The following is an 11,437-nucleotide window of genomic DNA, read 5'->3' as shown; positions in this document are numbered from 1 at the left end:
GATCAGGCTTCGTCGCGCATCAGTTGATCGACGGCATCCACCACATCCTGCACGGTACGCACCGCGCGGAAGGTTTCCGGTTTGATCTTACGGCCAGTACGCTTTTGCAGATGCACCACCATATCGACCGCATCGATGCTATCCAGCTCGAGGTCTTCATACAGGCGGGCGTCCGGACGAATATCATCCGGCTCAATTTCAAACAGCGAGGTGAGCAGCGAAGCCACTTCCTGGTAAATTTCGTTTTTGTTCATCATGTTGACTGCTCTCAGGCTTGCTGTTGTTCAACAAACGCGGCCAGTGTAGCCACGGAAAAAAAGTGCGCGCGCAACGTTTCACTCTCGGCGGAGAGCTGTACGCCGAAGCGATTTTTCACCGCCAGTCCCAGCTCCAGCGCATCGATTGAATCGAGGCCCAGCCCCTCGCCAAACAGCGGTGCGTCGGTTTCGATGTCGTCAGGGCTGATATCTTCCAGATTCAGCGTGTCGATAATCATCTGTTTGATGTCGTTAATCAGTACTTGCATAACTTAGTTGGTCTCTTCAGGCACCAGCGCCTGTTGCAGATGACGCGTCAGACGACGTGCGGCCAGCGGCTGCGAATCCTCTTCGGCCTCACTAAAGGCGTGGCTGGCAATACGCGATTGTACGCGTACAGTAAAAATCGGTTTAACCAGCGGAATCTGATACCAGCGGCTTTGCTTATCGAGCATGCGCTCGGTGCAGCTGATGTGCACCACACGCAAATCGCAGCCCGCGCGCACCGCAATGTTGGCGGCACCGCGCTGCAGCTTCAGCGGCTCGCCATAACGTGTGCGCGTGCCTTCCGGGAAAATCAGAATGGTATCGCCGCGCGCCAGTCGCTGCTGGCTGTCTGGCAGCAGCGTATCGGCTTCGCTGTTAATCAGGTAATCGGCGGCGCGAATCACGCCACGGAAGAAAATGTTGTGCTGCAGCTCGGCTTTCACCAGGCAATCCATCTCCGGCAGCACCGACGCGATCATCACGTAATCGATCAGTGACGGATGGTTGGCGACGATCAGGCAGCCGCGATCCTGACGCAGCTGTTCTGCGCCGATGATCTGGTAATCGTAAACCCCGACAAAGCGGCAGAAACGCAGGAAGCAGCGGAAGCTCCAGGCGATGCTGCTGCGGGCGATATGGCGACGGCGCAGGCCATCACGCTGCACCAGTAACAGCAGATTGAACCAAATCAGCGACAGTAGCAGGCCGCCCACGCTGAACAGCGTAAAGCTGACGGCGGTCATCACCAGCCGCCAGTAATAGTTGAAACCGGGACGCGCCTCGGTCAGCGAATTATCCACCATGCAGACGCTCCCAGTGCCACTGATGGCGCTCGCCGGCCACGCTAAAACGTGGCGTGTTGTGCAGCATCGCCGCCAGAAATTGCAGACTTTGCGGCAGAGGGTTGTGCAGCTCAGCGGGTTTGCCGGCCTGCGCTTCGCAACGCCATGCCTCGCCCGCCCGTAGCAGCAGCGCTACCGCGTACGGCGCATTAAAGCGATCGATTTCCGGTAGCCACGGACGGTAGTAATCCGGCACCACGCCGTCAAAATCCACCAGCAGCACCTGCGCATAACCCGCCTGATGCAGCGCCGCCACTTCTATCAATCCTTGCTGGAAGCTATCAATACCGGCCGAAACCGAGGATGAAACCAACGGCTGACGCGCGGCGATGGTCAAACTGCCCACCGCTGAGTTGTGAACCGACATGGCGAAATCGGTGGGCGACAGCGCTTGCTGTTCCGCCAGCGCGGTGAGAATGCGCAGATTACGCTCCAGTTCGCCGTGGCGACTGGTGAAGACGATGGCGTCCACGCTGTGCCGCGCCAATAACGCCAGCCCGCACTCAACCGCAGCACGGCTGCCGGCGCTGAGACGACGCGCGGTCATCATCGGCAAAAATTGGGGTTTCGCGATAGGTTGCGTGGCATCTAACGCCGGTGCCTGTTGCGCCCAACGTTGCCACTCTTCTGCGGTGCTGTTGCCCGGCGCGATGGCGTGCCAGTCAACAAGGGAGTAAGCGAGTTTCATACCTGTATTCTTTCTTCAGCCTCAGGGATGGTCCGGTTTTCGCTGCGCGGCATCCCTTCCTTGCTCTCTATACCCGTCATCCCATGCGGATGTCGCCGATTAACAAGGCGGGCACGTGGCCCGCCTGTTTCTATTTCGGCAGCGTTACGGCTAACTTTACAACATTATGTCAGCAATCACGCTTCGCGCTTATTTAGCGGCTTCGACCGCCAGTCGCGTCTGGATGCCCTGGCTCAGGTTCTGAATCCAGCGGTTATAGTTGCGGTGAATCTGACCGCTGCCTGCTTTCAGATTCTGGCTGCTGACATACTGAATTTGATAACTGTTCGCGGTGTAGTTCACGCGAATATCCGCGGTATGTCCGCGCTCGGCCAGGTGACCATTCATCACGCCCGGACCCGCTGGCGTCATCACCCAATGGTTAGCGGCGCCCGCCTGGACGATAGCTTGCTTCATTTGCTCATCCGAGTAGCTCTGACCCACGGTCTGGCTAACATTCTGGATCGGCGCGGTACGCGGCGCACAGCCGGTTAACAGGACCGCAGTAACTAACAACGCAAAACCGATTTTTTTATTCATCATTTCCTTTTCTTCCCCTGTCTTTGCATGCCGCTCAAGTGAGCGACCGCGCTGGTAAACTTACCAACACTGTTCCGTTCAGACTGTGTAAAGCGGGCGGATAATAACATTATTTGTAAAGACAAGTAAAAAGAAGCATGAATGACTTTAGAATCGTTTACTGCCGATTTAAAACCAGACGCAGGCCGTTTTACGGCGGAATTTCTACCGAAAAATGGCCTTGCGACATGATGTTTAACCCTGCCAGCCGCCGCCGAGCGAACGATATAGATCGATTTGCGCTAACAGCAGCGTATTTTTTACTGACACGATATTCAGCTGAGTGCTGAACAGCGTGCGCTGGGCGTCCAGCTCATCCAGATAAGAGGCGTAACCATTTTGGTAACGGTTGTGGGCAATGCGATACGCTTCCGCCACATAACTCTCCTGTTTCTGCAACTCCGCCAGCTGCTCCTCGCTACGGCGAATGGCATCCAGCGCGTTATCCACGTCGGAGAAGGCGTTACGCACCACTTTTTCATAACCGTACAGCGCCTGATTACGCGTCGCCATCGCCACATCCACCTGAGCAGTTAGCGCTTCGCGATTCAGCAGCGGAGCCAGAATGCTGCCGCCAATGCTCCACAGACGGAACGGATTATCCAGCAGCTGATGCAGTTCGCTGCTTTGCAAGGTGCCGCTGGCGGTGAGATTGAGCGACGGCAACAGTTTGGCCTGGGTTGACGCCAGTGACGCGTCGGCGGCCAGCAGCTGGCGCTGCGCCTGCACAATATCGGGACGGCGATTCAGCAACTGCGACGGCAGCAGCGATGGCAGGGTTTGCGGCTTGATGTGGTCGAACTGGCTGCTGCGCGCAATTTGGCGCGGATTCATGCCCACCAGCACGCTAAGCGCGTTCTCCTGCTGCTCGATCTGATGCTGCAACTGCGGGATCTGCGCTTTGGCGGTTTGATATTCCGAGGCGGCCTGCATCCATTCAAGCCGCGAGGTGTAGCCGGTTTCAAACTGGCGCTGCGCCAGGTTGAGCGAGTTTTTGCGTGTCGCCAGCGTTGCCTGGGTTACGCGCAGCTGTTCATCCAGCGCGCACAAGCTGAGGTAGCCCGATGCCACCGAACTGGCGACGGTGAGCTCAGCAGCAGAAGCGGCAGCACGCTGCGCATCCAGCGAAGCTTCCGCAGCGCGAATGCTGTTGCTGCGGCTGCCCCATAAATCCACCTCGTAGTTGGCCTGCAGCAATCCCTGAAATACCGCGTTTTCATACGGCTGACCGGTGGCCGCCGACAGCGCACGCTGATGCGTAGCCGCCACGCCCGCCGACAGCGTTGGGAAATTATCGCCCTGCGCGGCACGCAACTCGGCACGGTATTGATCCACGCGTGAACGCGCGGTGAGGACATCGCTGTTGTGCTGCAGCGCCTGCGTGACAAGGCGATTAAGATTGGCATCGCCAAAGTTCTGCCACCATTGCGCCTCCGGCAGCGCATGCGGGCCCACCTGCTGACGCCAGCTCTCAGGAATCGGCAACGATGACGGCGCTTTTTCTACTTCCGTCGCACAGCCGCCCACCATTAATGCCATGCACGCGGCTAACAGTAAGCGCCTCATGGCGCATCCTTGTGCGGCTCTGCGGCGGTATCAATGCTCACTTCCACTGACATGCCCGGACGCAGTGCTTGCAGATCGTCATTCAAAATTTTGATGCGCACCGGAATGCGCTGGGCAATTTTCACAAAGTTGCCGGTGGCGTTATCCGGCGAGATAGCACTGAATTCGGAACCGGCGGCAGGCGAAATAAACTCGACGCGGCCATCGTAGTGCTTACCGTCCAGCGCATCGACGCGGATATTCACCGGTAAACCGGGACGCACGCGCGCCAATTGAGTTTCCTTGAAATTCGCGATGATCCATTTGTTTTCTGGCACCACCGATGTCAAACGCGTGCCGGCGGTCACATAGCTGCCTTTGCGCACCGACAGCTGACCGAGCTGGCCGCTGTCTGGCGCGATGATGCGCGTATTCGCCAGGTCGATATTTGCCAACTCCAGCGCCGCCTGCGCACTGGCAACATCGCCCTGCAGTGACGCGCGATTCACCACCACGGTTTGCAGATTCTGTTGTGAAACGGCCACCTGCGCATCCGCCTGACGCAACTGTGCCTGCGCCTGGGCATTTGCCGCGCGCGCGGCGTCGCGCTCACGTACCGACAGCGAGCCATCAGCCGCCAGATTCTCAACGCGCTTGAGATCGAGGCTGCTTTTCAGCGCCTGCGCTTTGGCATTTTCCAGCGCCGCTTTATTGCTGAGAATATTGGCTTCGGCACTTTTACGTTGCTGCTGGTTGTTGTTCTGCGCGGCGATTTTCATATCCAGCTGCGCCTGCGCCTGATGCACGCGCTGACGATAGATACGATCGTCGATGGTCATCAGCAGTTGGCCTTTGGTCACTGGCTGCAAATCCACCACGTTCACTTCAGTCAGATAGCCATTCACCTGCGGGCTGATAAAGGTTACCTGGCCACGCACGTAGGCGTTTTCCGTGGACTGAACGGTGCTGGTGAACGGCCACAGCTGCCAGGCATAGAGGATCACCAGCACGCCGACGATGACAATGCCGCTGCCAGCGGCGATAGAAAGAATGCGTCGGCGGTTGGTGCGCTCGCGCTCCGCCGCCTGAATGTCGTCCTGTTGGCTCATGAATTCTCCGTCGGGGTTACTGGTTGTGCCGCATTCATTTTAGTCTGACGCCAGTTGATATAGCGTAAGCGCGTCAGGCGATACAGCACCCAGATTAAGGTGATGAAAGCCAGCGCGGCGGTAAGAAGATAAGTATCGTTATAGGCCAGCACGTTGGCTTGCAGCGTCGCCACCGTTTGCAGCTGGCTGCTGCTTTGCGCGCTGAGCAGCACGCTATCCGGCAACTGGCTGCTGAACAGCGAGCTGTACTGGCTGAGGCGTTCGGTCACGTTGGGATCCAGCTGCGACAGCTGATCGCCCAACAGGCTGGAGTGGTATTTTTCGCGCCACGTCTGGAAGGTGCCGAGAATGGCCGCGCCGATCAGGCCGCCTAAGTTCTGGCTCATACCGAACAGCACCGAGAAGCTGACCAGGTTTTTCGGCTGCGTCACCACGCCGCCAATCCCCAGCAGCATAGCGGGCCCGAGGAAGAAGGCGCTGCCGAAACCGAGCAAAAACTGGCTAAAGTAGAGATTGTGGGCACGCGTCAGCGGGTTGGATTGCGCATCCATCAGCGAGGCGACGATCATCACCACTAACGACACGACAATTGGCCAGCTCAGATGCGTGGGTTTGATGGTTAATGCGCTGGCGATCATGCCGCAAATCACCCCGGCAATGATCGCTAACGCCAGACCGCGCATCTGATCGTTGAGTAAGCCAAGCTGCTGCAGGAAACCCACCGCGCCGGTGTTTTGCTCGGCCAGCAGAATACGCATCATGATCATCACAATGCCCAGCCGCACAATCGTGCCGTTGCTGAGCCAGCGGGTATTCAGCAACGGATTCTTACGGTTGTGCTCGACGATAATCGCCGCCACGATCAACACCAGCGCCAGCGCTAATGCCACACCGAGCCACGGCGTGCTGAACCACCATTCGATGCGGCCCAGCGACAGCACCGCGCACAGCAGCGCCATGCCCGGCGCCATCAGCATGAAGGTGAGGAAATCCATCTTTTCAAAGGCTTTGATGCGGTCGCCGGGCGGCAGTTTCACCACCAGCACGCAGCCCAGCGCGATCATCGCCAGACCGAGTTCAAACAGGTATAAACCGCGCCACTCTTGCAGCTGCAGCAGTTCGGTGGAGAACAATCGTGCCAGCGGAATCGCCAGCTGCGATGCGGTGATGCCAATCACCAGGGCTTTAAGCCGATGCTTCGCCGGCCAGGCCTGAATCTGGTAATAGATGCCGAGCGAACTGAGCGCCGCGCCGACCATGCCATGCGCGGTGCGGACAATGATCGCCGAGCTGAGATCGTTAGCCAGCAGGTGGAAAAATGCCACGATCACATACAGCACCAGAAACGCTTCGGTGAACAGCCGCAGACCAAACTGCTGGCGGAACTTCACCAGCAGCAGGTTGATGGAGATGTTGCCCATCACATATACCGCGGGCAACCAGGCGATCTCATTGCTGTAAGCGCCGAAGGTGCCTTGCAGATTGGTGAGGTTGGCAGAGACCAGCGCGTTACTCAGCGCGCCGGTAATCGAGATCAATAAGCCAATGATGCCAAATGCGATGCGCTTCGAAGGCGAATGCAGCGGCGTTGAGGGCGAGCCCGGCAGCATCGGCTTCTCATGCGGCAGCCATTCGCGCGGAGCATAAGGATTACGTTTTGCCACCGTTAAACGCTTCCCAGACGCGCGAGCAGCTGTTGCAGCACCTGTTCCGTTATCGCCAACGAGGCAGGATCGATATCCGCCAGCAACTGTGCACGTAGCGCATCGGCCTGCGTTTTCACTTCGGCAAAAGCCACGCTGCCCTGTTCAGTCAGAATCAGCAGGCGTTTGCGGCGATCTTCCGGCGGCTGCACGCGCGCCAATAGCTGCTGCTTCACCAGACGATCCACCAGCGGCACGACGCTGGCCTCTTCCAGACCAAGCAACTGCGCCAGCGCTTTTTGCGTTGGCGGCTCGGCGGCGGTTGCAACGCTGGCAATCGCCATCCAGCTGCTCATGCTCAATCCGCTCTCTTTGAGGCGACGATCAACAGCCAAACGCCACGCGTGCGCGGTGAGATGCAGCAAACGAGAAAAGGGTTGGGGATAGTCGCTCAAAACGTAGTGGCCTAATGGTTAGGTATCTAACTAAACGGGAGCGTTATTATAAGGTAAGCCGCTCGCCAATGAAAATTTTGCTTACACCTGCAAACGTAGTTGGCAGCACAAAAAATCTCCAGCTTTCTTTATCAGTTGTACAACTCACTGAAAATTTGGCGGTTTGGGCCTATTCTTGTATAGCTTTTAGAAAACATTACAAATCATAAGTAACTGTTAAATAAGGACTAGCACAAATTGCTTAAAATACAGGTTGTACAAGTTGCGCCGGATTGTATAAGTTTACGTCCCGTGAGCCAGCTGACGGCTCCGTAACGAATGATGCACTTTGCGTCGCCTCTGAAGGTGTTGTGGATTTCCACCTTCAGAGGTGTCTTTTTGCGTTGGTTGATGAGTTGGGTGTTGCGCGCCTGTCCGCGTGCAAATTTTTTTCATCATGGAGCTGAAGGCACATTGCCATCAGGCCGATCTTAAGGGCTTCACATATGCAAAACGCCGCAAACAGTAGCGCTGCCATCGCTGACTATTTCAAACTGGCCGGTAATAGCGACAGTAGTGAAATGGAAGTTTTCGGGCAGATCATCGCCGAAATCCTGCAAGCCGGTATGCCGGTTTCTAATAAAGCGATTATTGCTTCTCTGATTAACCGTCTTGAGATGGAAAGCGATGTGATTCAGCTGGATATTTATCGCCATCTGCTTGAATTGGTTGTGAATAAAACACCTGACGATCTCGCGGTCTAAAGCCGGATTCCAGGGATGGAATCACCCTCACCTGCCCCAACGCGCTAGCGTCTCACCTTATTGCCCGGTAACATCCCTTCTCGGAAAATCCTAACTGGTTACTGCCGTACCGCGACGGTATGCGCACAATAATAAAAGAGCCTGCACAATTTATGAGTCAACCAACTGAGCGCACCACTGCGGTGGAGAGCGATATCACTGTGGGGCGCGTTTTACGTTCGCCTGCCCTGCTAACCCGCGAGTGTCTGGCCGGCATTATTACCGCGCTGGCGCTGATCCCGGAAGTTATCTCCTTCTCCGTGATTGCCGGTGTCGATCCTAAAGTCAGCCTTGTGGCCTCGGTGGTGCTGTGCCTGACGCTGTCGATTTTGGGCGGTCGTCCGGCGATGGTCACCGCAGCGGCCGGTTCGGTGGCGCTGGTGATCGGCCCAATGGTGCATGCGCACGGCGTTGAATACATCCTGCCGGCGGTGATTATGGGCGGCATTATCCAGATTATCTTTGGGCTCGCTGGGTTGTCGCGCATGATGCGCTATATCCCGCGTTCGGTGATGATCGGCTTCGTTAACGCCCTCGGCGTCCTGATCTTCTTTGCGCAGGTCCCGCACGTTTGGGGACAATCCGCGTTGGTGTGGGTGCTGTTCGCCGTTACGCTGGCCATCGTGCTGCTGCTACCGAAAGTGCTGAAAAGCGTCCCTTCACCGCTGGTGGCGATTGTAGTGGTGACGGCGGTGGCGTTGCTGCTTGGCTATCGCGTACCGAACGTGGGCGATGAAGGGCCAATGACCGCCGGTTTGCCGGGCTTCACTACGCTGCTGGTGCCAATCAATCTGCACACGCTGCAAATCATCTGGCCCACCGCTTTGAGCATCGCCTTTGTGGGTTTGATGGAATCGTTGCTGACCGCCAAACTGGTGGATGACATCACCGATACGCCTTCCGCTAAACGCCGCGAATCCTGGGCGCTGGGCGTCGGCAATATTCTTGCGGGCTTCTATGGCGGTATCGCCGGTTGCGCGATGATTGGCCAAACCATCGTTAACGTCGAGCTGGGCAAAGCACGTACGCGTGTTTCTACGGTCGCGGCGGGTATCGTGCTGCTGTTATTAGTGACCGGACTGAGCCAGATTATGGCACAGATCCCGATGGTAGTACTGGCGGGCATTATGATGGTGGTAGCGGTGAAAACCGTGAACTGGCACAGCCTGCAGCCGGCTACGCTGAAACGCATGCCGTGGTCGGAAACCTTTGTGATGGTGCTGACGGTTGCTGTCACCGTGTGGACCGGCAACCTGGCGATTGGCGTGCTGGTTGGTGTGATTCTGGCGATGATGCTGTTCGCACGCCGCATCGCTCACGTCATTCACGCTGAACGCCAGCTGAGCGAGGATGGCCAACAGGTCAATTACACCGTGCGCGGCCCGCTGTTCTTTGGTAGCAGCAATGATTTGTTTGAACACTTCAATTACGGCCACGATCCAAAAACTGTCACCATCGATTTGACGCATGCGCAGATTTGGGACGCTTCCAGCGTGGCGGCCCTTGATGCTATCGAATATCGCTATCAGCGCCATGGAGCGAACGTCACCTTTATCGGGCTGGATAACCGCAGCAGCGATTTCCGCGAGCGGCTGAGTGGCAATCTGGGATAGAAATATTAGGATTGAGACGAAAAACGCCGGAAATCCGGCGTTTTTTATGGCTACTGCCGCGCTTCGCTTGCGAAATTTGCTGTCACTGACTTTGCTTAGCTCATGGTCAATCCTTTGATCTCTTTGGGATTGGTTACTCAATCGCTTAATTATAAGGAGCAGCAGATGAACGTTTTAGCAAAAGCAGCATTGGTGACGTTAACCTTGGTATCGCTGGCGGGTTGTATGCACAAGAGTGATGCGGTCGGCAACGATGGGCGCCCACATGCGCCAAGTAACCAACCAATGCCGGGTGCCAGCGAAGGTGCAGGTCCGGTGGGACAACCGCAATCGTAATGACTTGCCCGGCTTTGCCGGGTTTTTTATTGGCGATGAGGTAAGGACAAAAACAAAAAAACCGCCCTTAGGCGGTTACGACATTACTGCTTATTGCTTTATTTTATTCGTTTTATCTACTGCGAATATGGTGCCCGGGGCGGGACTTGAACCCGCACAGCCATAAGCCGAGGGATTTTAAATCCCTTGTGTCTACCGATTTCACCACCCGGGCAGGGTGTAATTGGAGGCGCGTCCCGGAGTCGAACCGAGGTAGACGGATTTGCAATCCGTTGCATGGCCACTCTGCCAACGCGCCTTTAATCTGATATGTAATCCGTTGAATACGAACCACTAAATTTGGAGCGGGAAACGAGACTCGAACTCGCGACCCCGACCTTGGCAAGGTCGTGCTCTACCAACTGAGCTATTCCCGCATAATCTTCGTCTTTCAATTTGTTGCTGCGTTAGCTTCCTTCACTCACACAGGTCACTTACTGAAGTAAGCTCTCTGTGATTCGTTCAGTTGCTGCCTTGCTACAAATTGAAATACTCGATTCTGTATTTCTTCATCGAACTTGCTGATTTTGTTCAGCTTCTTGCAGGCTTGCTGCCGTTCGATGCGATGCATTCTACTTATCTGACGCAGTGAGTCAATAGAATTATCCACACACTGCGTCCGTTTGCTGCTTTTTAAATCGCATCGATCAGCTATCAAGCAAATCGCCGCGCGCTGCGCTTAAATACTGGAACATTGACCAGAACGTCAGCACGGCTGCGATGTACAGTGCGACCACACCCACGCCAACCACCGTGGCTTCTGGACGCCACAGCAAGGCAAACAGCGAGAACATCTGCGCGGTGGTTTTCACCTTGCCGATCCACGACACCGCCACGCTGCTGCGTTTGCCGATCTCCGCCATCCACTCACGCAGCGCAGAGATAATGATTTCACGCGCGATCATCGTTGCCGCAGGCAGCGTAATCCACCACGCGTGGAAATGCTCCGCCACCAGCACCAGCGCAATCGCCACCAGCACTTTATCCGCAACCGGATCGAGGAACGCGCCAAAACGCGTGGTCTGCTTCCAGCGACGCGCTAAAAAACCATCAAACCAGTCAGTAACCGCAGCAATCACAAAGATCAGTGCAGTAGCAAAGGGAGCCCATTGAAATGGCAGATAAAACGCCAGGACAAAAAAGGGAATAAGTACGACTCGAAACAGGGTAAGACACGTCGGAATGTTAAATTGCATATGCCAGTAACTGTCTGGTGTGAGTAGGGTTTCATGTATGTTGCTAC

The 11,437-nt window shown here is 56.1% G+C and carries 13 protein-coding genes and 3 tRNA genes; 3 read left to right on the top strand and 13 right to left on the bottom strand.

All coding sequences use genetic code 11. The annotated features are described in order from the left end of the window. Window positions 1-2: 2 nt before the first annotated feature. The 9 genes from PO881_RS07175 to PO881_RS07135 form a co-directional block, all read right to left on the bottom strand. On the bottom strand, window positions 3-257 hold the full coding sequence (locus PO881_RS07175) for an acyl carrier protein (protein WP_101760886.1): 255 nt from the start codon (window positions 255-257) through the stop codon (window positions 3-5). Between the two features lie 11 nt (window positions 258-268). Next, window positions 269-526, bottom strand: a complete 258-nt coding sequence (locus PO881_RS07170; protein WP_007887282.1) for a phosphopantetheine-binding protein — start codon at window positions 524-526, stop codon at window positions 269-271. A gap of 3 nt (window positions 527-529) precedes the next feature. Beyond that, entirely contained in the window at window positions 530-1,327 is a 798-nt protein-coding gene (locus PO881_RS07165; RefSeq protein WP_110865892.1) for a 1-acyl-sn-glycerol-3-phosphate acyltransferase, read from the bottom strand. Continuing rightward, entirely contained in the window at window positions 1,317-2,054 is a 738-nt protein-coding gene (locus tag PO881_RS07160) for a beta-ketoacyl synthase chain length factor (protein WP_137385538.1), read from the bottom strand. The genes PO881_RS07165 and PO881_RS07160 overlap by 11 nt, the downstream gene beginning before the upstream one ends. Window positions 2,055-2,243: 189 nt before the next feature. Beyond that, window positions 2,244-2,633, bottom strand: a complete 390-nt coding sequence (locus tag PO881_RS07155; RefSeq protein WP_167391170.1) for a hypothetical protein — start codon at window positions 2,631-2,633, stop codon at window positions 2,244-2,246. Window positions 2,634-2,867: 234 nt separating this feature from the next. Beyond that, entirely contained in the window at window positions 2,868-4,238 is a 1,371-nt protein-coding gene (locus tag PO881_RS07150; protein WP_192413706.1) for an efflux transporter outer membrane subunit, read from the bottom strand. After that, a complete protein-coding gene (locus PO881_RS07145; RefSeq protein ID WP_110865890.1) occupies window positions 4,235-5,326 on the bottom strand; it encodes an HlyD family secretion protein in 1,092 nt (363 codons plus the stop codon). Before PO881_RS07145 ends, PO881_RS07150 begins: the two co-directional genes overlap by 4 nt. Then, a complete protein-coding gene (locus PO881_RS07140; RefSeq protein ID WP_280172668.1) occupies window positions 5,323-6,990 on the bottom strand; it encodes an MFS transporter in 1,668 nt (555 codons plus the stop codon). Before PO881_RS07140 ends, PO881_RS07145 begins: the two co-directional genes overlap by 4 nt. Window positions 6,991-6,992: 2 nt before the next feature. Next, window positions 6,993-7,424 carry a MarR family transcriptional regulator gene (locus tag PO881_RS07135; RefSeq protein ID WP_101760893.1) on the bottom strand — a complete coding sequence of 144 codons (432 nt, stop codon included), beginning with the start codon at window positions 7,422-7,424 and terminating at the stop codon, window positions 6,993-6,995. Window positions 7,425-7,909: 485 nt separating this feature from the next. On the opposite strand from PO881_RS07135, the gene PO881_RS07130 reads away from it, so the two are divergent. The 3 genes from PO881_RS07130 (at window position 7,910) to PO881_RS07120 (ending at window position 10,155) form a co-directional block, all read left to right on the top strand. Beyond that, the gene (locus PO881_RS07130) at window positions 7,910-8,167 is read left to right on the top strand and encodes a biofilm/acid-resistance regulator YmgB/AriR (protein ID WP_008102310.1); all 258 of its coding nucleotides are present in this window, start codon (window positions 7,910-7,912) and stop codon (window positions 8,165-8,167) included. A gap of 152 nt (window positions 8,168-8,319) precedes the next feature. After that, the gene (locus tag PO881_RS07125; RefSeq protein WP_192413708.1) at window positions 8,320-9,819 is read left to right on the top strand and encodes a SulP family inorganic anion transporter; all 1,500 of its coding nucleotides are present in this window, start codon (window positions 8,320-8,322) and stop codon (window positions 9,817-9,819) included. A 165-nt stretch (window positions 9,820-9,984) separates the two neighbouring features. Further along, on the top strand, window positions 9,985-10,155 hold the full coding sequence (locus PO881_RS07120; RefSeq protein ID WP_280172667.1) for a hypothetical protein: 171 nt from the start codon (window positions 9,985-9,987) through the stop codon (window positions 10,153-10,155). A 128-nt stretch (window positions 10,156-10,283) separates the two neighbouring features. Here PO881_RS07120 and PO881_RS07115 read toward each other — a convergent pair. The 4 genes from PO881_RS07115 to pgsA form a co-directional block, all read right to left on the bottom strand. Further along, window positions 10,284-10,369 (bottom strand) — tRNA-Leu (locus tag PO881_RS07115). Between the two features lie 10 nt (window positions 10,370-10,379). After that, window positions 10,380-10,453, bottom strand: a tRNA-Cys gene (locus PO881_RS07110). A 42-nt stretch (window positions 10,454-10,495) separates the two neighbouring features. Further along, window positions 10,496-10,571: transfer RNA gene (locus tag PO881_RS07105), tRNA-Gly, on the bottom strand. Window positions 10,572-10,841: 270 nt separating this feature from the next. After that, window positions 10,842-11,390, bottom strand: a complete 549-nt coding sequence (gene pgsA, locus PO881_RS07100; protein ID WP_008102316.1) for a CDP-diacylglycerol--glycerol-3-phosphate 3-phosphatidyltransferase — start codon at window positions 11,388-11,390, stop codon at window positions 10,842-10,844. Window positions 11,391-11,437: the final 47 nt, after the last annotated feature.

The sequence above is a fragment of the Pantoea sp. SS70 genome (assembly GCF_029866845.1).
GTDB lineage: Bacteria > Pseudomonadota > Gammaproteobacteria > Enterobacterales > Enterobacteriaceae > Pantoea > Pantoea leporis.
Note: the sequence above shows the minus strand (reverse complement) of the source record. Positions and strands in the feature narration are given on the sequence as shown.

Excerpts from the sequence above, each read along its gene's own strand:
- PO881_RS07175 (WP_101760886.1), bottom strand. The coding sequence starts at position 257 with ATGATGAACAAAAACGAAATTTACCAGGAAGTGGCTTCGCTGCTCACC.
- PO881_RS07170 (WP_007887282.1), bottom strand. The coding sequence starts at position 526 with ATGCAAGTACTGATTAACGACATCAAACAGATGATTATCGACACGCTG.
- PO881_RS07165 (WP_110865892.1), bottom strand. The coding sequence starts at position 1,327 with ATGGTGGATAATTCGCTGACCGAGGCGCGTCCCGGTTTCAACTATTAC.
- PO881_RS07160 (WP_137385538.1), bottom strand. The coding sequence starts at position 2,054 with ATGAAACTCGCTTACTCCCTTGTTGACTGGCACGCCATCGCGCCGGGC.
- PO881_RS07155 (WP_167391170.1), bottom strand. The coding sequence starts at position 2,633 with ATGAATAAAAAAATCGGTTTTGCGTTGTTAGTTACTGCGGTCCTGTTA.
- PO881_RS07150 (WP_192413706.1), bottom strand. The coding sequence starts at position 4,238 with ATGAGGCGCTTACTGTTAGCCGCGTGCATGGCATTAATGGTGGGCGGC.
- PO881_RS07145 (WP_110865890.1), bottom strand. The coding sequence starts at position 5,326 with ATGAGCCAACAGGACGACATTCAGGCGGCGGAGCGCGAGCGCACCAAC.
- PO881_RS07130 (WP_008102310.1), top strand. The coding sequence starts at position 7,910 with ATGCAAAACGCCGCAAACAGTAGCGCTGCCATCGCTGACTATTTCAAA.
- PO881_RS07125 (WP_192413708.1), top strand. The coding sequence starts at position 8,320 with ATGAGTCAACCAACTGAGCGCACCACTGCGGTGGAGAGCGATATCACT.
- PO881_RS07120 (WP_280172667.1), top strand. The coding sequence starts at position 9,985 with ATGAACGTTTTAGCAAAAGCAGCATTGGTGACGTTAACCTTGGTATCG.
- pgsA (WP_008102316.1), bottom strand. The coding sequence starts at position 11,390 with ATGCAATTTAACATTCCGACGTGTCTTACCCTGTTTCGAGTCGTACTT.